Below are 21,387 nucleotides of genomic sequence, written 5' to 3' on the forward strand. Positions count from 1 at the left end.
AACATGCTGTGATAATAAAATTGGTTAGGTTTTATTTCGGGATATGTCCCGATCACAGTTAGTTGGTTACTTACTCAATAATCCTATAATTTGTTCTATCGCTAATTTCTCCTGTGTTCCGGCTTCCATATTTTTAAAGGCCAGTAATCCGCTGTTGCGTTCTTCTTCACCAATCACCATCACATAGGGAATCATTTTCTTGTTCGCATAATCCAATTGTTTCTTGATTTTAGCCTCATCCGGATAGAGTTCTGCGGCAATACCCTTAGCCCTGAGTTGTGTAAGCAGTTTCAAACTATAACGCATACTTTCTTTATCAAAATGACAAATCAATACGGTAGAAGAACGTTGTGTTTCCTTAGGGAAAAGCTGCAATTCTTCCATCACATCATAAATGCGATCAACACCGAAAGAAATGCCAACACCGGAGAGATTTTCCTTGTCGCCAAAGCTCTGCGTCAGATTATCATAACGTCCACCGCCACTCACGCTGCCAATAGCCACATTGTTGATTTTCACTTCAAAGATGCAGCCGGTGTAATAACTGAGACCTCTGGCGAGGGCAATATCAAACTCCAGGTTGTTTTGATTACTGTCAGCCTCTTCTAAGAGATTAAATACTTCTTTTAAGTCATTTAAACCTTTTTGTCCGCTGTCGGAATTGAATAAGGCAGCCAGTGCCAAGCGCTTTTCTTCATTGCTGCCGCTGGTGCTTAAGAGTTTAAAAAGCAAGTCAATATTATCAGACGTAAATCCGGCCTCAGTTAATTCTTTGCTGACACCCTCCTGACCAATTTTATCTAATTTATCGATGGCCACATACAAGGCGGTTTCTTTGCCTTCCGCTTTAATGCTATCGGCTATGCCTTTTAATACACCTCTATGGTTTATCTTGATAGTAAAATCAGCAATGCCCAATCCCTGCATCACCTCACGAATCATCATCACAATCTCTGCTTCGCATAGGAGGGAAGTTGTGCCCACCACATCGGCATCACATTGGTAAAATTCGCGGTAGCGACCTTTTTGTGGACGATCCGCTCTCCACACAGGTTGCATTTGGTAGCGCTTAAATGGAAAAGCAATCTCGTGACGGTTCATCACAACGTAGCGAGCAAAAGGAACGGTGAGGTCGTAGCGGAGACCTTTTTCTGCAATGTCCTTTGTTAGTTGTTTTGACGTTGTTCTATGAATGAACCATTCATTAAGCATTTTTAAAACTAAAGCGCCATTAGAGGTAGTGTCATTTATCGCAGATAATGGTTTAGAAATATCAAAATCTTTGGAAAAAAGAAGTTTGTGCAAAATATCAAGAGACTTCTCATTGATAATGAGCTTGAAAATGAGTTGGTCATTTTCATCGTCATATGATTGGACGATATTTTCAAGAATTGTCTTATACTTTTCCAAAATTCGCTCAATCCTTAAATAATCTGATTCAATGACACTTACTCCAACAAGGGAAAGATTGAAAGCATAAACAAATTGATCCGCATACTTTTGGATTTGTTTTTGTTTAAAAGGATTTGATTTTACTTTCTCAAAATAATCTCCAGAGTCTAATACTTTAAAAAGGAGCTGATCCCCCTCATCCCCATACTTACCCGTCAACACCGACAAGTTCTCCATAGAAGGGGTTTCCAAAGGCTGGAAACCGTACTTTTGGTAAACCGTACGAATGGTATTGAAAATAAACTGGCGTTTGCCCATGGTGGCGGGGCCAAAATCACGTGTTCCTTTAGGTATGCTTGGTTTTTCCATAGTGCGCCTGGCTAATAGGAAAGCTTTGATGGAAGGATTAGCCAGAAAGGGAGCAATTTCCTCATATTTTTCCAATAATTATTCAGCAAATCTTGTAATCTTCTAAATCTTGGCTTACTTTTGCGCTCCTTTAAAACAAATTTGTCATGGCTGTAACACGACTGAAGAGAAAGAACCGCAAAGATAAATCAGTATCTGCTGTAAGACGTCAGTCTTTGAAGAACCAAGGCTTTAAGCCGGTTATCAAGAACGTTGATATTGAAGAGATCAAAGAAGGATTCAAGAAGAAAGCATAATCGCTCTCTTTTCATTCATAAGAAGGCCCTGTTTGCTACGCAAGCAGGGCTTTTTCTTTTCTTTTAAGCCCGCATTAAGTTTAAAGTAAGTCATCATCGTGCATTGGAATTAAAATTATTACTTCTATTTTGTGAGGATAATTCTCAACAACAATGGGCGATTTAAATGCTTGGTGGACTGGTCTTAGCTTCTCGCTGAAGTTCTACTGGATTCTGGCCATTCCCTTTACACTCTTCTTTTTATTACAACTCTTCTTATCCTTTTTTGGAGGAGGTGATGTACCGGATGATACACCGGATGCAGAGATTGATGCAGACACAGGAATTGGTTTTCAATTCTTCACCCTCAAAAACCTGATTGCTTTTTTCACCATTTTCTCCTGGACAGGTATTGCCTGCATTGATTCCGGTTTGTCTGAAACAACGGCTGGTATAGTGGCATTTGTTGCGGGGCTCATCATGATGTTGATCATGGCCTCACTCTTTTATTTTTTGGCAAAAGCCAGTGGCGATGGTACCATGAAATTCAAAAAGGCTATTGGTAAATCAGGACAAGTTTACCTGACGATTGCCAGTAAACGAAGTGGTGTGGGGCAGGTACAGATAAAAGTACAAGGTACTCTGCGTACTCTCGATGCAATGACGGACGAGACCGACAATATTCCAACAGGCACCATGGTGATGGTAAAGGAGATTGTCAATGAAAATGTATTATTAGTAACCTCTAAATAAACCTTTATGAGTTTTTATGCACTTCCGGTTTTAGCGCTGGCTGTATTCTTTGTCTTTATTGTATTGGTCACCTTTTTCAGAAGGTATAAGCGTTGTCCTTCCGACCGCATATTGGTAGTGTATGGTAAAGTAGGTGGAGGCGACTCTGCTAAATGTATACACGGTGGTGCAGCCTTTATCTGGCCTGTGTTTCAGGATTATGCCTTCATGGATTTAACCCCAATTTCTATTGAAGTTAACCTGACCAACTCCCTAAGTAAGCAAAACATTCGTGTGGATGTTCCTTCTAAATTCACGGTAGGTATTTCTACAGAAAAAGGTGTGATGGAAAATGCCGCTGAACGCCTATTGGGTTTGCAACGCAATGATGTTCATGCATTAGCACACGATATTATTGTTGGTCAGATGCGTTTGGTGGTTGCCATGATGGATATTGAAGAGATCAACACCAACCGCGATAAGTTTTTATTGAATGTTTCCCACAACGTTGAAGTAGAATTGAAGAAGATCGGTTTGAAACTGATCAACGTAAACATTACTGATATTAAAGATGAAAGTGGTTACATCGCAGCACTTGGTAAGGAAGCGGCCGCTAAGGCCATTAACGAAGCAAAGATTCGCGTAGCCGAGCAAGAACGTTTAGGAGATATTGGTAAAACCGAAGCAGAGAAAGAACGCGACATTAAAGTAGCAGAAATGCAGCGCGATCGCGATACCAATGTAGCGAATTCAGTTAAAGATAGAGAAGTATTGATTGCAGCCGCTAAACGCGATGAGCAAATTGGTAAAGTAGAAGCAGATAGGGATACACGTATTAAAACTGCTGATGCAAATGCGCTGGCAGTAACGGGAGAAAACCAATCGAAGATTGCCATTGCCAGTTCGGATGCAGAACGCAGAGAGCGTGAAGCGGAAGCTTTGAAGAAAGCGATGGCTGCGGAAAAAGTTCAAGCTGCGAAAGCCTTAGAAGAAGCCTATCTGGCAGAACAAAAAGCAGAAGAGGCGCGTGCAGATCGTGAACGTGCATCGCAAAATGCCAACATTGTGGTAGCTGCCGAAATTCAAAAGCAAAAAGCCATAATTGAAGCACAAGCAGAAGCGGAGCGCATACGTGAGAGAGCAAAAGGTGAAGCCGATGCAGTGTTGTTACAACGCCAGGCAGAAGCACAGGGTATTTACGAAATATTAACCAAACAGGCAGAAGGTCTTCGTCAGATTGTGGGTGCAGCAGGTAATAGTTCTAAGGATGCTGCGATGTTGATCATTGCTGATAAGTTACCGGAGTTGGTTAGGTTACAAACGGAAGCCATTAAGAATATTCAGATTGATAAAATTACAGTGTGGGAAGGCGGTAACAGTAAAGATGGAAAATCATCTACCGCTAACTTTATTTCAGGCATGTATCAGTCCGTACCACCTCTACAGGAAGTATTTAAAATGGCCGGACTTGATTTGCCAGCTTACCTTGGTACTGAAACAAAAGAAGCGCCTGTTAAACCACAGACACCACCCTCACCTGAAACACCTGCTAAAAAATAATCATGGCCTTACACTTAGTTAACTGGAATGTAAACGGAATCCGGTCCATTATTAAAAAGGATTTTGCAAAAGACATCGCGGCATTAAACCCGGATGTACTTTGCTTGCAAGAGCATAAAGCAACTGTAGCTGATGTTAAAAAAGTGCTGGAGGCTTTTCCTGAGTATAAGTCTTTCGTGAATGATTCAAAAGCACGTAAAGGATATTCGGGTACAGCCATCATCACTAAAGAAGAACCTTTATCTGTTACTTATGATATGGGCGTGGAGGAGCACGACCAGGAAGGTAGGGTTGTAACAGCTGAGTACGAGAATTTTATTTTGGTTACTGTTTACACGCCCAACTCTGGGGAAGGACTGAAACGTTTGGAGTACAGACAAACCTGGGATGATGCTTTTCGTGATTATGTAAGCTGGCTGAACAAACGTAAACCCGTTATTATTTGTGGCGATTTAAATGTAGCGCATCAGCCTATTGATTTGGCACGACCAAAACAGAATTACAATAAATCGGCTGGTTATACACAACAAGAAATTGACAGCTTTACTGCTTTATTGAATGCCGGTTTTGTAGATACATTCAGACACATGCATCCGGAAGAGATAAAGTACAGTTACTGGAATTATCTTTTCAATGCAAGGGCCAACAACACAGGCTGGCGCATCGATTACTTTTTGGTAAGCGAAAGACTAATGCCCAAAGTAAAAGAAGCGTTAATCTACAATGAACTGATGGGTTCAGATCATTGTCCGGTAGCTGTTAAACTGGAGCTGTAATCACCCTGGTGTTTGATTTCAACCCAGGTGTGGTCAGCCAGTAATTTTACCATACTCACAAAACTTTTATAAGGCATAGGTTTGCGTCCCCATTCATTGGGCGCGATCATGCTTAAGATGTGTGAGTTCTCTTTTGTTTCGTACAAGTAATAACTTTGGCCGATAACTGGTGCGAAGTTCAACTTCGATTCGTAAATGAGCATCGACAACTCTTTACGTGTTACAATTTCTTTTGCCTGCAGGGCAAGCAGTTCTATTTGCTTGCGAATTTGCTCCAATTGCATATTGGTCTGTTCTTCCATGGCCGTTAAGGCTTTATGGCGAATAAGACCTTCTTCATTTTGTTTGACCACCGCACCTGAAGCAGAGGATGCGTAAGGTAATACACTGAACTGTTTGTGATAGATTTCAGTGTTGGTCAGTATTTTTTCAGGATCAAGTAAATTGCTTTGCGTTATTTTCAATAAACTGCTTGGCATAATTTCATGCCGTATGCGTAAACTCTCTAGTTCATCTTGGGCAAAAATGACTTCGAACGTTAAAGAGTTGATTATTGAAAGTTTGATTTTGTTAGCCAACGGATTGTCCTCGAGTGTATGAAATAATCCGTCTCCAGGTACGCTGTATTCGGAGGTAAAGGCCTGGTCTTCTAAAGTAACCCAGTTAATGGCGATGGAAAGACTATTGCTTTCAGTTCTCCATTGCATTTTATAATTGCCTGATTTGGGTCTTCTACCAAATTCGTATGTGCCCTTTTCAGGAAAGAGTTGCCAAGAATAGAGAAAGTTATAGAGATCAACCATGAATAAACATAACGCAGATCAGCGCAATTTGTTAATTTCAAATTTGAAATTTCAAATTAAAGCAAGTGTGTCCACTAATAACTCGTATTGCTCTTTTGAATGAGCCGGGAAGTTGGCGAAGCGTAATTGTGTTTCTTTGGCTTTGCCATAACCATCACCAGGGTATAATCCTTTAGCCATAAGTGCTTCACTAATAGATTTGGTTTGACTGCCAGTATTAGCCACAATAACTGTTTTAGATTGCCAGTTCGCATCTTTTACAAAAACTTCTGCCTGACTATGATTCTGTAAGGCATTGTAAAGAAGAGCGGCTTTGTATTCAGTTTCTTTTCTTAAAGTAGTTATACCTCTTCTGAGGAAATCACCAGTTACTTTACTTAACAAATAGATTCCAAGTACGTTTGGTGTTTCTGGTGTTTGGTTTTTCTTAGCAAAAGAATGAAGTGTTGGCAGGTTATGGTAGGTGCCCGTTACAAAACCCTTGCTTTGTAATGCCTCTGCTTTTGCGAGACAAGCCTCATTAACGATCCATACGCCCAAGCCTGCAGGTAAACCAAATGCTTTTTGCACTGAGAAGAAAACGGAATCGACTTTATTAAAATCGAAAGCAGGGTAGGGAAGTGAAGAGACAGCATCTACTACTAATAGTGCTTTTGGGAATGCATCTTTTAATGCATGTATTTTATCGACTGACCAGCAAACGCCTGTGCTTGTTTCGTTGTGTGTTACGGCAATTAATTCTGTGTCTGTGGGTATTTTAGATAATTCAGTAAAGCCTTCACCTTCTTTTACTTCGTATGCTTTTGCCTGTTTCTTTAATTGCGTGGCAATTTCGTGGTAGCGTTTAGAGAAGGCACCGTTTACGAAGTGAAAACAGTTATCTGCTACAAGATTTTGTATGCTTCTTTCCCAGACTTCAGTAGCTGAAGAAGTAAATACGATACTATGTGTTTCCGGAATATTCAATAGTGCTCGTAAACCACTGGTTGCTTCAATGGAAATCTTCTCAAAATCCTTACTTCTGTGTGATAAGGAAAGTACCTGATCACGCAGCGCTTGCTTAAGATGATCAGCTACTGTAAAGTAAAGTTGAGAAGGCCCGGGAGTAAAATTGATCATATTGATTCGGTCGTCAACTCGAAGCTTTCTTTTGCTGAGTCCAGTACTTTTACGTGCTCACATTTTAAAACCCTGGTTGGAAATTTCTTGATAAGTCTGTAATCATGCGTGGCCATTAAAATAGCCGTGCCGCTTTTGTTGATTTCCTGAAACACTTTCAAAATACCATCCGATACTTCAGGATCAAGATTTCCTGTTGGTTCATCTGCGATCAACATAACAGGCTCATTCAGCAAAGCTCGTGCAATCACAACTCTTTGTTGTTCACCACCGGAAAGTTGATGAGGCATTTTCTTTTCAACGGAACCTAAACCTACCTGCATCAACACCTCAGATAAACGGTTCTTAATTTTAGAAGATTCCTTCCAGCCGGTGGCCTTCATCACAAAAGTAAGATTCTCACCAACTGTTCTGTCGTTAAACAATTGAAAGTCCTGAAAGATGATACCAAGCTTGCGTCTGAGTAAAGGAACTTGAGAAGGCTTGATGCCGCGAATATTGAAACCAGCAACATCAATATCCCCTAAACGCAAAGGAAGATCAGCATATAAAGTCTTGAGCAAAGATGATTTACCCGAACCTGTACGACCAACTAGAAAAACGAATTCTCCTTTTTCTATTTCAAGGTTGAGACCTCCAAGAACAGTGTTGTGTTCCTGAAAGATCGTTGCCTCTTTTATGCGTACGATAGGATCGGATGAAAACATAGTTAATTCAAGATTTCAAATTCAAAGTTCAAAATTGCTGATGCTAAATTTTGAACCTTGAATTTTGAATTTAAAATTGTTTAAGCATTGGCTTTCTTATGGTCAGCCAAAAACTTGGCCAAACCTGAATCTGTAAGCGGATGGTTTAATAAACCGGTAATAACGTTTAACGGACAAGTTACAACGTCAGCACCAATCTCAGCACACTTAATCAAGTGCATGGTGTGGCGTACTGATGCGGCAAGAATCTCCGTTCCGAAACCATAGTTATCGTAGATCACACGAACCTGCGCGATAAACTCAAGACCATCCTGAGAGATATCGTCAAGACGACCCACAAAAGGAGAGAGGTAGCTAGCTCCGGCCTTAGCCGCCAGAATAGCCTGACCCGGTGAAAAAACTAAAGTACAGTTTGTGCGGATACCTTCACTCGAGAAATACTTGATGGCTTTGATGCCCTCTTTAATCATGGGGATTTTCACCACGATTTTGTCATCGATTTTGGCAAGTTCCTTACCCTCTTTAATCATACCCTCAAAGTCGGTGGCAATAACCTCAGCGCTCACATTATTATCAACGATATCACAAATGGCTTTATAGTGAGCACGCACATTGGCATCACCCTTTATGCCTTCTTTGGCCATCAGCGATGGGTTAGTGGTTACTCCGTCTAGTACGCCAAGGTCAAAAGCTTCACGTATTTCATTAAGATTAGCAGTATCAATAAAGAATTTCATAAAAAGGTAGTGGTTACTTGAACTGTAAAGTTAAGGGAAACTGGCGAGTTGAAGTAAAGAAGATAGAGGAGATTTTGGAGGGTTCAAGGAAAATGAACCTGGAAGAAAAAAATACAAGCCAACATCGCACCGCTACAACCGCCTACCCTTGCTACCTTCCGGTCCTGGGGGAGTTCAGCAGGAGCTGGTCGTGCCGGCTTGCGCTGCAAAAGTACGAATCAAAAGGTAATTAACAATTCTATCGCAGATATTTAGCCAAGTAATTGACTGATCATTATAATGGACGTTATGTGCAGGATAAGCTAAGTTTATTGATGAAGGATCACTTCGCCAAACCACTCGCATACAGGTTAAACTCCAAAGCGGTGCATTCAGTAAAGCCATCAGCTTTTAGGTCGTCAAAGATCTCGGCATCAAATTCCAGATCACGAATTTCTACTTCTCCACTTTCAGGAACCATTATTTCAGTGCCTTTAAAATGAATAGGGTTTACCTTTACCAGCAACTTGAAACCTTCTAATTGCTTTTTAAAATACTGATGAACGATGTTGTTGGTTTTTGCCATTTATCTTTAAAGCATGGAACGAATGAACTTACCGGAGAGCCTGGAATCTGAACGACTCTTGTTTCAGCGGCTAAGGTACGAAGATGCTGAGGAAATTTTTTACGCTTATGCCAGCAAAGCTGAGGCAACTCGTTTTGTTTCCTTTGCAACCCATAAGGATATAAGAGACACGCGTACCTATCTTCGCTATGCTAAAAATGCCTGGGATATGGGCCTGGATTATACTTATTCTATCCGATTAAAGGAGAATAGTCAACTCATTGGTAGTTATGGTATTGTCAATGAAATGGGAAGGGTTCAGTTTGGGTACATTTTAAGTCCGATGCATTGGGGTAATGGCTATGCAACAGAGGCCTGTTTACGCATAACCAGTCTTTTAAAAACACAACCTGGTGTCTACAGAATTGGCTCCTTTGTGGATCAGGAACACACTGCCTCTTCAAGGGTTTTAGAAAAATCCGGATATAGCTGCGAAGGCATATTTAAAAACTGGATCAGGTTCCCTAATCAGGATAATCAGGATAATCAGGCTAAAGACTGTAAAGTTTACGTTCTGCTTTAAAGTATAGTGAAAACCTTTTTTTCAAAATCAGGAAGCTTGATCTTGTCAATCAAATCCTTCTCTATTTGATCTGCCCAGGTATTCAGATATAGAATTACATCTACCTTTTTGTTGTGTGTTAGGTTACGTTGCTCAAGTGGCAAGGCCCGCAGTACTTTACCGTCAGATAGTCGTTCGAGGTTTTTAAGATCCTCAGAATCAAAACCGAAGGCGATTAATTCACTAATCAGCTCATCAAAGGGCAGGCCGCTGGTAGGGCAGTAGTCATTCAACTGCTCACTCCAATCACCATAGCGCTGCATAGCCCTGGCGTGAATTTCCTCTTTCCTGAATTGTGTTACTTCCTGTGCCAGAAAGCCACAATTACAGGCGCCCATGTGCCCCCACTGGTAGTTGGTACTGTTTGACAGCTTATTGGCTGTTTTGCGAAGCGCTTCGATAAGTTCTACTGATGCCTTTGCCATAATTCCTGATTTTCTGTTTAAACAAAGAATTGGCTATGAAGTTATGGCTAAAGCGGCATATATTTAATCATCAATCATCTCCTAATATCGAAGAAATGAAGAAGATAGTCATTGTATTAAGCGGTATGCTGGCTTTAGCAGCCTGTACCTCAGAAAAAGAAACTAAACTGCCACAAGGTGTGGGTATCGATGTGAGTAACATGGACACCACAGTAAGACCGGGTGACGACTTTTTTAAATTCGTAAATGGCGGCTGGGAAGCCAAAAGCACTATACCTGGAGACCTCGGCTCATGGGGAAGCTTTACCGAATTACGTGAATCGAATCAACAAGTACTGCTCGATATTTTAAAGAAGGCCGCGGCCGATACCAAGTATCCAGAAGGCTCAGATCAGCGAAAAGCTGCTGATTTTTACGCAGTGGGTATGGATTCGTTGCTGGCAGAACAGGCTGGTGTAAATGTATTAAAACCCTATCTTTCAAAGATTGAAGCAATAAAGAATAAGTCCCAGATTCAGAGTTACTTAACCGATGATATGTTAACTGGTAGTAATGCCTTTTTCGGACTCTTTATTTTATCAGATTTACAGAACAGTGAAAAGATAGTGCCTTACTTGGGATCCGGTGGTCTAGGTTTACCTGAGCGTGATTACTACTTAAAAACAGATGCGAAGTCAAAAGAAATACGCGACCGTTATGTTAAACACATTGCCAATTTATTTGAGTTGGCCGGTGCTTCTGAAACGGAGGCAAAACGCAATAGTGAGCTGGTTTTAAAACTAGAAACACAGTTGGCCAAGTCAATGCTGACAAAAGAAGAGAGCCGTGATCCTTATAATTTGTATCATCCCAAATCTATAGAGGAGTTGTATAAGCTTACGCCTTCGGTGGATTGGAAGAGCTACTTTACAACCCTGGGTATGGTGGCAGCCGATACCATTATTGTTACCGAACCAGCGTATATGGTTGAGTATGAGAAGATCGTAAGCACCTTTAAAATAGAAGATGTTAAAACCTATTTGAAGGCCACCTTATTGAGAAAGGCCGCGCCTTTAATGAGCAATGCCTTTGTTGAAGAGTCCTTTGACTTTAACAGAAGATATCTGGCAGGCGTTGAGCAAATCCGTCCAAGATGGAAGCGTGTGCTTGACATGACTAACAATGTGTTAGGTGATGCGATCGGTCAACTTTATGTGGAGGAGACTTTCCCACCTGAAGCCAAACAAAAAGCGATGGCCATGGTAGAGAACATTAAGCTGGCTTTTGCTGACAGGATAAAGCAACTGGATTGGATGACAGACTCAACCAAAGAAATGGCGCTCAAGAAGTTAAGTACCTTCACCGTAAAAATAGGTTACCCTGAAAAATTCAAAGACTATGTTGGGCTTCCTGTAAGTAAAGATCCGGAAACAGCCTCTTACTTTCAGAACGTGATGAATGCCAATGCTTATGAAAGCAAGCGGGAGTTTGCCAAACTCGGCAAGCCGGTTGACAGATCAGAGTGGCAAATGACACCACAAACTATCAACGCTTATTACAACCCACTCTTTAATGAGATCGTATTCCCCGCAGGAATTCTCCAGCCACCTTTCTATGATTACCGAGCAGATGAGGCAGTCAACTATGGGGGTATTGGTGCAGTAATTGGCCACGAGATTTCCCACGGCTTTGATGATCAGGGGGCCAAGTTTGACTCATTTGGTAATTTGAAAAACTGGTTCAAGAAAGTTGATTATGACAATTTCGAGCAAAAGGGCAAAGCCCTGGCTACTCAATTTGATAAGTACGAACCCCTTCCCGGAGTTTTTGTTCAAGGTCAGTTCACCTTAGGCGAAAACATTGGTGACCTCGGAGGTGTAACGGTTGCTTATGATGGTCTACAGCGTTTCTTGCGCGAGAATCCAGATAAGAATCCTGGTAAGATTGATGGCTACACGCCTGAGCAACGCTTCTTCATTTCATGGGCCACAATATGGAGAGTGAAGTATCGCGATGAGACGTTGAGAACTCAGGTTTTAACCGATCCACACTCACCAGGTATGTACAGAGCTAATGGTCCTTTAACTAATATTCCTTATTTCTATGATGCCTTTGGCGTGAAAGAAGGGGATAAGATGTTTAAGCCTGAAGCAGAACGGGTTAAAATTTGGTAAAGTGACTCTGAAATTTTGAACCTGAAATTTGTAATTTGGATTTGCGGTTGTATTATTGCCCCGTATTTATAAAAACCCTATGGGAAGAGGAGATAAAAAAACAGCAAAAGGTAAAAGAACCATTGGTTCTTTTGGTAAAGCTAGAAATAGACAGACTATTAAGGCTAAATTGAAGCGTACAGCTTCTAAAAAGAGTGCAGATGCGCCTGCAACACCTGCCAAAGCAAAAAAAGCAGCTCGTAAGAAGGCTGAATAAATTTTAGATATGATTCAAGTAGTAAACATAGCATGGTGGTGGCATGGATCGAACTCCGATCGGTGCAAGGCTATGCTCTAATGTTTACAAATAAATAATTTGTAAAGGCCTGTTCCGATCAACGGAACAGGCCTTTTTGTTTTATCGCAATTGAAAAATAATGAAGAAGTTTAAACTGAAAACGCAGGAACGAAAACTATTGGCAGATACACTCACCCCCGTGAATATCTACCTGAAGCTACGTGATGTTTTTGCAGGAAGCATATTATTAGAGAGCTCCGATTATCATGGCAATGAGAATAGCTTGTCATTTATATGCAGTGATCCCATCGCTTCTTTCATAGTAGATCAGGAAAAGGTTAATATTCGATACCCAGATGGAAGCAGGGGGGTAAAAGAAAATACAGTGGATGTATTGAAAACCCTTGAAGATTTTACCCAAGCTTTTGAGGCCGATAAAAATCTTGTAAGCCGCTATAATCCCTCTGGTCTTTTCGGCTATACGACTTACGATGCCATACGTTTCTTTGAGTCAGTTACAATTGACAAGAAGGAGAGCCGAATACCTGACATCCTTTATAAACTCTACCGTTATGTCATTGTTGTTGACCACTTTTCAAATGAGCTAACTTTGTTTGCACACAGTGTAGAAGGAGAAGTCAATCCGATAGACCCACAAGCCCTCAACAAATTGCAACAGATCATTTACAGCAATAAAGTATCCACCTACTCTTTTATTAGAGAAAGCGAGGAGGTTTCGAATGTGACTGACGAGGAGTTTCTACAGATGGTTGAGCAGGGAAAGCAACATTGCTATAGAGGTGATGTTTTTCAAATTGTACTTTCCAGAAGGTTTACCTCACGCTTTCGTGGAGATGAGTTTAACGTATACCGGGCTTTGAGATCCATTAATCCATCACCTTATCTTTTTTATTTCGATTATGGCAATTTCCGGTTAATGGGTTCTTCGCCAGAAGCACAAATACAAATTGCCAATGGAAGGGCGCACATTTATCCCATAGCCGGCACCTTTCGCAGAACAGGTAATGATCAGGAAGACCTCGCTTTAGCTGAACAATTAACCAAAGATGAAAAAGAGAACGCTGAACATGTCATGTTGGTCGACCTGGCACGCAATGATATGAGTCGCCACGCAGAACAAGTAAGCGTAGAAGTATTTAAAGAAGTACAATTCTACTCACATGTTATTCACTTGGTATCTAAAGTAAGTGGTGTATTGAAAGAGGGAAGCTCTGCAATACAAATGGCGGTGGACACCTTTCCGGCCGGGACTTTATCAGGTGCACCCAAATACAAGGCCATGACCCTGATTAACCAGTATGAAAATGTAAACCGTTCTTTTTACGGAGGGGCTATTGGTTTTATAGGTTTCAACGGTAGTTTTAATCATGCCATTATGATCCGGACATTTTTAAGTAAACAAAACCAATTGATTTGTCAGGCAGGCGCGGGCATTGTTGCCAAGTCCGATGCAGCCAGCGAATTGCAGGAAGTAAACAATAAACTAAGTGCCTTGCGCAAGGCCCTGGATATGGCCACTACTATTTAAGAAATACGTTTATGAAAATATTAGTACTTGATAATTACGATTCCTTCACCTACAATCTGGTGCACATCCTTCGCGCCTTAGGCCATGCGCCTTCCATTTTTCGAAATGATGCCATTAAGGTGGAGGAGGTGAAAAACTACGACAAGATTTTACTTTCACCCGGTCCCGGTATTCCAAACGAAGCAGGCATTATGAAAGAAGTAATCAAGACCTATGCACCCACCAAAAGTATTTTAGGTGTTTGCCTGGGTCATCAAGGTATTGCAGAAGTGTTTGGTGCTTCCTTATTTAACATCCCTAAAGTGTTGCATGGTGTAACATCTGTTTCTACCATCACCGATAAAGACGATTATCTCTTTAAAGATTTTGATAATACTTTTCAGTCTACCCATTATCACTCATGGGCAGTAAAACCTGAAACCATTCCTTCAAGCATGAAAGTAAGTGCTGTAAATCCAGAGGGTTTAATTATGGCTTTGTATCACACACAATTTGATGTGCGTGGTGTACAATTTCATCCGGAGTCTATTATGACACCCGAAGGGCCACGCATGATTAAAAATTGGTTAGCCCACTAATTCCTAGCTATGAAAAAAGTAATCAATGAATTAATCGATCATCAGTCACTTGATAAAGCCAGCGCCAGACAGGTATTAATCGATATGGCATCAGGTCAATATAACCCAAGTCAGGTAGCCTCTTTCATTACGGTGTACATGATGCGCAGCATTACTGTGGCCGAACTGGAGGGTTTTCGCGATGCCATGCTTGAATTATGTATACCTGTTCATTTTGAGGAGCCGGTGATGGACGTGTGTGGAACAGGAGGAGATGGAAAGAATACCTTTAACATTTCCACTTTATCCAGTTTTATCGTAGCAGCGGCAGGTCAACCCGTTGCCAAGCATGGTAACTATGGTGTTTCATCGGTAAGTGGTTCATCTAATATTTTAGAGCACTTCGGGTTCAAATTCTCCAATGACATTAATCTATTGAAACGCAGTGTGGCAGAAGCCAATATCTGTTTTATGCATGCTCCGTTGTTTCATCCAGCATTAAAAAACGTAGCCCCAATACGCAAAGAGCTCGGTGTAAAAACTTTCTTCAACATGTTAGGGCCTATGATTAATCCAGCTTTTCCAAGTAAGCAATTAGTAGGAGTGTTTAATCTTGAGTTGGCAAGACAATATGCCTATATCTATCAGCAAACACAGAAGGACTTTCTAATTGTGCATGCGTTGGATGGCTACGATGAAGTTTCACTCACCGGAGGCTTTAAGTTTTATAGTAATGAAGGTGAGCATCAATTCGAGCCGGAAGATTTAGGACTTAGCCGCCTAATGCAAAGTGATATCGGAGGAGGGGCTTCAGTTGAAGCATCGGCACAGATCTTTACAAAGATTTTGTCTGGCGAGGGCACACAAGCACAAAACGAAGTGGTATTAGTCAATGCAGGCTTAGCTTTGTATGCAGCCAACCGTTCTAAAAGTCTGGAACAGTGTATAGGAGAAGCAAAAGAAGCATTGATGTCCGGACGCGCCATGAAAACATTTAAAAAATTAATCAGTTTACAGCCATAAGTTTGATATGAATATTTTAGATAAGATTGTAGTAGTGAAACAGAAAGAGGTAGAGGAAAGAAAATCACTTTATCCGGTTAAGTTATTAGAAAGTAGTTTATACTTTTCTTCGCCAACCGTTTCCCTCAAGAAATATTTATTACGACCAGATAAATCAGGGATCATTGCCGAGATTAAACGCAAGTCACCTTCTAAAGGCGACATCAATCCCTATGTGTCCATCGAACGAACTTCCATTGGGTACATGCAGGCGGGTGCCTCTGCTTTATCTATTCTAACCGACAAGGATTTTTTTGGTGGTAGTGCTGATGACCTGAAAGTAGCACGTAAGTTTAACTTTTGTCCTATACTCCGTAAAGATTTTATCATTGATGAATACCAGATCATAGAAGCTAAATCCATTGGGGCAGATGTGATTTTATTAATAGCCGCCATTCTTACACCGGAGCAGGTTAAGCAGCTGGCTGCATTTGCTATGTCACTTGGCATGGAAGTATTACTGGAAGTGCACGATGAAGCAGAACTTCACGCCAATATGGATGCAGGCATTGCATTAGTAGGCGTGAATAACCGTAACCTCAAAACATTTGAAGTGGATATCAATACTTCCAAGCGATTAAGTGAGCTCATGCCTAAAGAAGTGGTCGCTGTATCGGAGAGTGGCATTGATAACCCGGCCCTGATTAAAGAATTAAAAACTTTTGGTTACAAAGGCTTTTTAATTGGTGAAACATTTATGAAAAACAGTCGACCAGAGTTGGCGGCCAAAGAATTTATAGCACAACTCTGATATGTCGCTGTTAGTCAAGGTTTGTGGAATGCGTGAAGCACAGAACTGTCAGGCAGTGACAAGTTGCAAACCAGATCTGATGGGTTTTATCTTCTATGAAAAGTCACCTCGCTTTGTAGGGCATAACTTTACCATGCCTGAATTGTTAAGCAATGATGTGAAACGAGTAGGTGTTTTTGTGAATGAAAGTGTTGATGAAATGGTAAAGTTGGCAGACCAGCATCGATTGGATTTTGTTCAGTTGCATGGAGATGAAAATGCTGACTTTGCTAAAGCACTTTATGAAAAACATATTAAAGTGATAAAAGCATTCAGGGTTGACGAGCATTTTGATTTTAACACTACACAAAGCTATACACCTTATGTTGATTATTTTCTTTTCGATACGAAGGGTCAGCATTATGGCGGTAATGCCATGCGCTTTAATTGGGATTTACTTCAGCAATACAAAGGTAAAACTCCTTTTTTGTTAAGTGGTGGTATCAAGCAGGAACATATGAACGAAGTAAGCGCATTCAAACATTCGCAATTTGTGGGTATAGATATTAATAGTGGGGTAGAGCTTAGTCCAGGAGTAAAAAGCATTGAAAAAGTAAAAGAAATTATACAAGAACTAAACTGATTGGTGATGAAGTATGCAGTAACAGATGAAGGCTACTATGGTAATTTCGGAGGTGCTTACATTCCGGAAATGTTATATCCGAATGTTGAAGAATTACGGGAGCGTTATCTTGACATCATAGGTCAATCTTCTTTTCAAGAGGAGTTCAATAAACTACTTAAGGATTTTGTGGGCAGGCCAACTCCCTTGTTTTTGGCTAATCGTTTGTCAGAAAAATATAAGGCCAGCATTTACCTGAAACGTGAAGACCTTTGTCATACAGGAGCGCACAAGGTGAACAATACCATCGGGCAGATTCTAGTTGCAAAAGCATTGGGTAAGAGTAAAATTATTGCAGAGACTGGTGCAGGCCAGCATGGCGTAGCAACGGCAACCGTTTGTGCTCTGATGGGTATGGATTGTATCGTGTACATGGGTAAGCACGACATGGAACGACAAAAACCCAATGTAGAGCGTATGCGTATTTTGGGTGCCAAGGTAGTACCAGCATTGAGTGGTAGCATGACTTTAAAAGATGCCACTAACGAAGCCATGCGTCATTGGATCAATAATCCGACTGACACGCATTACATCATCGGCTCAGTCGTTGGTCCCCATCCATATCCTGATATGGTGGCAAGGTTTCAGTCAGTCATTAGCCAGGAGATTAAGGCACAACTCATACAAGAAATTGGTAATCCTTATCCAGACTATGTGATTGCCTGTGTTGGAGGAGGCAGTAATGCAGCAGGTGCTTTTTATCATTTCATTAATGAAGAACAGGTTACACTCATAGGAGCAGAGGCTGCCGGGAAGGGGGTCGACTCTGGTGAATCAGCAGCAACCACTGTATTAGGTAAGCCAGGTGTATTACATGGCAGTAAGACTTTATTGATGCAAACAGCAGATGGTCAGGTGATAGAACCTTACTCCATTTCTGCAGGTTTGGATTACCCGGGTATAGGCCCTATGCATGCACACTTATTTGAAACAGGCCGTGCGCAATTTATGAGCATCACCGATGAAGAAGCCATGCTAGCAGGCATTGAGTTAAGTCGATTGGAAGGAATTATTCCAGCTATAGAAACCGCGCATGCACTGGCTGTATTGGATAAAATGGAATTTGATAAAGATGATGTTGTCGTGATTAATTTATCAGGCAGAGGAGATAAAGATTTGGACACCTACATTAAATGGGGAAAATATTAACCAATATGGAAAACAGATTAAAAACACTTTTTAAGAAAAAAAGTAAAAACGTACTTTCCATTTTTTATACGGCCGGCTTTCCAACGCATAAGGATACAGTGGCTATAGCTCAATACCTGGAAGCAGCAGGAGCAGACCTTATTGAAATTGGTATTCCCTTTTCAGATCCGGTAGCGGATGGTCCAACCATTCAGGCCAGTAACAAAGTTGCTTTAGATGGAGGCATGACTTTACCAATTTTGCTGGCGCAAGTAAAAGAAATAAGAAAGCAAGTGAAATTACCAATTGTATTGATGGGTTATCTTAACCCGGTAATCCAATATGGTGTAGAACGTTTTATCAAAGAGGCAAAGGCGGCTGGTGCTGATGGCTTGATATTACCGGATCTACCTTTAGTAGAATTTCAAACGCATTACCAATCCCTGATGCAAGCGGAGGATTTATGTATGTCATTTTTGATTTCACCCACTACGTCTGAAGAACGTATTTATAAAATTGATGCAGCATCAACTGGATTTGTTTATGCCGTATCTGCTTCCAGTACTACCGGTGCAAAGGGCGATTTTCAACCTGAACAGCTAGCTTACTTTGAAAAACTTTCAAAACTGAATATGCAAAATCAACATTTGATTGGTTTTGGTATTCACGACCATCAGACATTTTCTAAGGCATGTGAATATGGTGCAGGCGCTATTGTAGGCAGTGCTTTCATATCAATGCTGGAGAAGTCAAATGATCTTGAAAAGGATATACACCTTTTCGTTACCCGTTTAAAAAAAGGAAATTAGTTTTATGATTATACAATTTACACCTTCCGTTACGGCTGAAGAAAAAAGTAATATCAACCAATCTGTCACTTCTTTGGGTTATAAATCAACGGAAGTAAAAACGCAATCAGGCCATTACCTTGTTGGTATTGGTAAAAAAGAATTTGACTTACGCACACTCGGCTATATGCCAGGTATCAAAGACATACACCGTGTGTCGGATGATTATAAACTCGTATCACGTAAATGGAAAGTAGGAAGGTCGCAGTTAAACCTGGGTGATGGCGTGGTGATTGGTGAAGGCAATCTTTCTATTATGGCAGGACCGTGCTCCATTGAGAGTGAAGAGCAGGTAGCGCTTACGTTACAACATTTAAAAGATAATGAGGTGCGCATCATGCGTGGTGGTGTGTTTAAACCAAGAAGTTCACCCTATGCTTTTCGCGGTATGGGTGTTGAAGGATTAAAACTATGGCATAAACAAGCTAAAGCAGCCGGTATAAAAATTATTACTGAAGTAATGCAGGTAAGCCAAATTGCTGAGATGTATGATTACGTGGATGTGTTTCAAGTTGGAGCAAGGAATACCCAAAACTTTAATTTGTTAGATGAGTTGGGTAGGGTAGATAAACCGGTTATGATTAAACGAGGGATATCCGGAACGATAGAAGAGCTTTTGTATTCAGCAGAGTATGTTTTCTCAGCAGGCAATGAAAAACTGATTTTATGTGAACGCGGTATACGCACGTACGAAAAGGCAAGCCGTAATACCATGGACATTAACGCTATCCCTATTCTAAAAGAGAAAAGTCATTTGCCCGTTGTGGCAGACCCTTCTCACGGTATTGGTATACGCGAATTTGTAGAACCTGTCGCTTTAGCTACTTTAATGGCGGGTGCTGATGGTATTATTTATGAGACACATCAGCAGCCTGAGAAGGCAGCCAGTGATGGACAACAAACACTTGATTTTGCAGAATCAACTGCACTTATTCAAAAGTTGAAGAAGACATATACTTTTTTGCATAGTTTATAAGAAGAGAATTTATTAATAGCGCTATAATGGAGTTGATCGTTTATGGTATCAAAAGTTGTGATACAATTAAGAAGACTTTAACCTGGTTAGAGAAGAAGAAAATACCGTATGTCTTTCACGATTATAAAAAGGAAGGCATTACAGAAACCAAGTTAAAAAACTGGACTAAGCAAATAGGGTGGGAGCCTTTGGTGAATAAGAAAGGGACTACCTGGAAAAACTTACCTGAAGCAACGCAGAAGAAAGTAACGAATGAGAAAGCAGCTATCGCTGTAATGAAAGATGCTACCAGTATGATTAGACGCCCAGTAATAGAAGCTGATGGAAAAGTGTTGACACTAGGTTTTGATGAAACAGTTTACAAGGACCTATTCGATAAATAAGGCTTAAGCAAACCCAAGCTTCTGTCGTACTCTCACTAAAACCTCCTGCGCAATTACGCGTGCTTTTGCTTCGCCTTGTTCTAATTTTTTATTTAGCTCAGGCAAATTGCTCATGTAAAAATTGAAGGCTTCTCTTTCTTTGGCAAAATTGTTCAAGAGCAACTCAAACAATTCCTGTTTGGCATGCCCGTAACCATAATTGCCAGCTAAATATTTGTTGCGCATAGTCGCTGTTTGCTCGGCTGTTGCAACTAAGCTATAAATGGCAAACACATTATCTATATCCGGATTCTTCGGTGCTTCCATGGGTGTGCTGTCGGTTACGATCGACATCACTTGTTTACGTAATTCTTTTTCTGGTAAGAAAATATCGATGATGTTCCCGTATGATTTGCTCATCTTCTGGCCATCAGTGCCGGGAATGGTCATTACGCTCTCTTCAATTTTTGCTTCGGGTACTACAAAAGTATCACCATACTGACTGTTAAAAGCAGATGCCAGATCGCGCGCCATCTCAAGGTGTTGTTTCTGGTCTTTACCAACAGGCACTACGTTGGCATTGTAAAGTATGATGTCGGCCGTCATTAACACAGGGTAAGTAAACAAGCCTGCATTTACATCTGATAGCTTCTCAGATTTATCTTTAAAGGAGTGTGCATTCGCCAGCATAGGGAAGGGCGTCATGCAGTTTAGGTACCAGGTAAGTTCACAGACTTCACCAATACGTGATTGTCTGTATAGTAAATTTTTCTCGGTATCAAAACCAAAAGCTAACCAGGCTGCAGCCACCGCATTTACGTTGTTAATGCGTGTCTGAGCATCTTTAATAGTGGTTAAGGAGTGTAAATCTGCAATGAAGAAGAAGGATTCATTACCAGCCTGCTGTGATAATTTAATGGCGGGAATAATTGCGCCAAGAAGATTACCCAAATGAGGACGACCACTGCTCTGTATGCCTGTTAAAATTCTTGCCATAAGTTG

Annotated in this window: 24 protein-coding genes and 1 other RNA gene; 16 read left to right on the forward strand and 9 right to left on the reverse strand. The window is 40.9% G+C overall.

Annotated features, from left to right (window positions below; translation table 11 throughout):
* Positions 1-66: 66 nt before the first annotated feature.
* The gene (gene hisS / locus SanaruYs_RS00750) at positions 67-1,761 is read right to left on the reverse strand and encodes a histidine--tRNA ligase (protein WP_246011805.1); all 1,695 of its coding nucleotides are present in this window, start codon (positions 1,759-1,761) and stop codon (positions 67-69) included.
* Between the two features lie 146 nt (positions 1,762-1,907).
* On the opposite strand from hisS, the gene SanaruYs_RS20195 reads away from it, so the two are divergent.
* The 4 genes from SanaruYs_RS20195 to SanaruYs_RS00770 all read left to right on the forward strand — a co-directional run bounded on the left by SanaruYs_RS20195 (position 1,908) and on the right by SanaruYs_RS00770 (position 5,104).
* Complete coding sequence (locus tag SanaruYs_RS20195) at positions 1,908-2,057, forward strand: hypothetical protein (protein ID WP_170177222.1); 150 nt, start codon at positions 1,908-1,910, stop codon at positions 2,055-2,057.
* Positions 2,058-2,210: 153 nt separating this feature from the next.
* Positions 2,211-2,789 (forward strand): hypothetical protein, encoded by a 579-nt coding sequence (locus SanaruYs_RS00760; protein WP_127120600.1) that lies wholly within the window; start codon positions 2,211-2,213, stop codon positions 2,787-2,789.
* A gap of 6 nt (positions 2,790-2,795) precedes the next feature.
* The gene (locus tag SanaruYs_RS00765; RefSeq protein ID WP_127120601.1) at positions 2,796-4,328 is read left to right on the forward strand and encodes a flotillin family protein; all 1,533 of its coding nucleotides are present in this window, start codon (positions 2,796-2,798) and stop codon (positions 4,326-4,328) included.
* 2 nt (positions 4,329-4,330) lie between these two features.
* Positions 4,331-5,104: an exodeoxyribonuclease III gene (locus SanaruYs_RS00770; RefSeq protein WP_127120602.1), complete on the forward strand. Its 774-nt coding sequence runs from the start codon at positions 4,331-4,333 to the stop codon at positions 5,102-5,104.
* Here the strand turns inward: SanaruYs_RS00770 and SanaruYs_RS20280 are convergent.
* From SanaruYs_RS20280 to SanaruYs_RS00800, 6 genes are all read right to left on the reverse strand, one after another.
* A complete protein-coding gene (locus tag SanaruYs_RS20280; protein ID WP_246011806.1) occupies positions 5,071-5,907 on the reverse strand; it encodes a DUF2452 domain-containing protein in 837 nt (278 codons plus the stop codon). The genes SanaruYs_RS00770 and SanaruYs_RS20280 overlap by 34 nt on opposite strands.
* Positions 5,908-5,958: 51 nt before the next feature.
* Entirely contained in the window at positions 5,959-7,026 is a 1,068-nt protein-coding gene (locus tag SanaruYs_RS00780) for an aminotransferase class V-fold PLP-dependent enzyme (RefSeq protein WP_127120603.1), read from the reverse strand.
* Complete coding sequence (locus tag SanaruYs_RS00785) at positions 7,023-7,733, reverse strand: cell division ATP-binding protein FtsE (protein WP_127120604.1); 711 nt, start codon at positions 7,731-7,733, stop codon at positions 7,023-7,025. The genes SanaruYs_RS00780 and SanaruYs_RS00785 overlap by 4 nt, the downstream gene beginning before the upstream one ends.
* A gap of 80 nt (positions 7,734-7,813) precedes the next feature.
* Positions 7,814-8,470 carry a fructose-6-phosphate aldolase gene (gene fsa / locus SanaruYs_RS00790; protein WP_127120605.1) on the reverse strand — a complete coding sequence of 219 codons (657 nt, stop codon included), beginning with the start codon at positions 8,468-8,470 and terminating at the stop codon, positions 7,814-7,816.
* A 108-nt stretch (positions 8,471-8,578) separates the two neighbouring features.
* An RNA gene (gene ffs / locus SanaruYs_RS00795) (signal recognition particle sRNA small type) lies at positions 8,579-8,674 on the reverse strand.
* A gap of 118 nt (positions 8,675-8,792) precedes the next feature.
* On the reverse strand, positions 8,793-9,035 hold the full coding sequence (locus SanaruYs_RS00800) for a hypothetical protein (protein WP_127120606.1): 243 nt from the start codon (positions 9,033-9,035) through the stop codon (positions 8,793-8,795).
* A gap of 13 nt (positions 9,036-9,048) precedes the next feature.
* On the opposite strand from SanaruYs_RS00800, the gene SanaruYs_RS00805 reads away from it, so the two are divergent.
* Complete coding sequence (locus SanaruYs_RS00805; protein ID WP_127120607.1) at positions 9,049-9,597, forward strand: GNAT family N-acetyltransferase; 549 nt, start codon at positions 9,049-9,051, stop codon at positions 9,595-9,597.
* Here SanaruYs_RS00805 and SanaruYs_RS00810 read toward each other — a convergent pair.
* Positions 9,594-10,061, reverse strand: coding sequence for a hypothetical protein (locus SanaruYs_RS00810; protein WP_127120608.1), 468 nt, complete (start codon positions 10,059-10,061; stop codon positions 9,594-9,596). The genes SanaruYs_RS00805 and SanaruYs_RS00810 overlap by 4 nt on opposite strands.
* Before the next feature lie 95 nt (positions 10,062-10,156).
* On the opposite strand from SanaruYs_RS00810, the gene SanaruYs_RS00815 reads away from it, so the two are divergent.
* From SanaruYs_RS00815 to SanaruYs_RS00865, 11 genes are all read left to right on the forward strand, one after another.
* A complete protein-coding gene (locus SanaruYs_RS00815) occupies positions 10,157-12,214 on the forward strand; it encodes a M13 family metallopeptidase (protein ID WP_127120609.1) in 2,058 nt (685 codons plus the stop codon).
* Between the two features lie 79 nt (positions 12,215-12,293).
* Positions 12,294-12,470, forward strand: coding sequence for a 30S ribosomal protein THX (locus SanaruYs_RS00820; RefSeq protein ID WP_127120610.1), 177 nt, complete (start codon positions 12,294-12,296; stop codon positions 12,468-12,470).
* Positions 12,471-12,630: 160 nt separating this feature from the next.
* Complete coding sequence (locus SanaruYs_RS00825) at positions 12,631-14,040, forward strand: anthranilate synthase component I family protein (protein WP_127120611.1); 1,410 nt, start codon at positions 12,631-12,633, stop codon at positions 14,038-14,040.
* A gap of 11 nt (positions 14,041-14,051) precedes the next feature.
* Positions 14,052-14,618, forward strand: a complete 567-nt coding sequence (locus SanaruYs_RS00830; RefSeq protein WP_127120612.1) for an anthranilate synthase component II — start codon at positions 14,052-14,054, stop codon at positions 14,616-14,618.
* 9 nt (positions 14,619-14,627) lie between these two features.
* The gene (gene trpD, locus SanaruYs_RS00835) at positions 14,628-15,620 is read left to right on the forward strand and encodes an anthranilate phosphoribosyltransferase (RefSeq protein WP_127120613.1); all 993 of its coding nucleotides are present in this window, start codon (positions 14,628-14,630) and stop codon (positions 15,618-15,620) included.
* A gap of 7 nt (positions 15,621-15,627) precedes the next feature.
* A complete protein-coding gene (gene trpC / locus SanaruYs_RS00840; protein ID WP_127120614.1) occupies positions 15,628-16,410 on the forward strand; it encodes an indole-3-glycerol phosphate synthase TrpC in 783 nt (260 codons plus the stop codon).
* Between the two features lies 1 nt (position 16,411).
* Positions 16,412-17,032, forward strand: coding sequence for a phosphoribosylanthranilate isomerase (locus SanaruYs_RS00845; RefSeq protein ID WP_127120615.1), 621 nt, complete (start codon positions 16,412-16,414; stop codon positions 17,030-17,032).
* A gap of 6 nt (positions 17,033-17,038) precedes the next feature.
* The gene (gene trpB, locus SanaruYs_RS00850) at positions 17,039-18,220 is read left to right on the forward strand and encodes a tryptophan synthase subunit beta (protein ID WP_127120616.1); all 1,182 of its coding nucleotides are present in this window, start codon (positions 17,039-17,041) and stop codon (positions 18,218-18,220) included.
* A 5-nt stretch (positions 18,221-18,225) separates the two neighbouring features.
* A complete protein-coding gene (trpA, locus tag SanaruYs_RS00855) occupies positions 18,226-19,008 on the forward strand; it encodes a tryptophan synthase subunit alpha (protein ID WP_127120617.1) in 783 nt (260 codons plus the stop codon).
* 4 nt (positions 19,009-19,012) lie between these two features.
* Positions 19,013-20,023, forward strand: coding sequence for a bifunctional 3-deoxy-7-phosphoheptulonate synthase/chorismate mutase (locus SanaruYs_RS00860; RefSeq protein ID WP_127120618.1), 1,011 nt, complete (start codon positions 19,013-19,015; stop codon positions 20,021-20,023).
* Positions 20,024-20,049: 26 nt separating this feature from the next.
* On the forward strand, positions 20,050-20,406 hold the full coding sequence (locus tag SanaruYs_RS00865; protein WP_127120619.1) for an ArsC family reductase: 357 nt from the start codon (positions 20,050-20,052) through the stop codon (positions 20,404-20,406).
* Positions 20,407-20,409: 3 nt separating this feature from the next.
* Here the strand turns inward: SanaruYs_RS00865 and trpS are convergent, their stop codons facing one another.
* A complete protein-coding gene (gene trpS / locus SanaruYs_RS00870) occupies positions 20,410-21,381 on the reverse strand; it encodes a tryptophan--tRNA ligase (protein WP_127120620.1) in 972 nt (323 codons plus the stop codon).
* Positions 21,382-21,387: the final 6 nt, after the last annotated feature.

This window comes from Chryseotalea sanaruensis, from assembly GCF_003990915.1.
In the GTDB taxonomy this organism is placed as follows: domain Bacteria; phylum Bacteroidota; class Bacteroidia; order Cytophagales; family Cyclobacteriaceae; genus Chryseotalea; species Chryseotalea sanaruensis.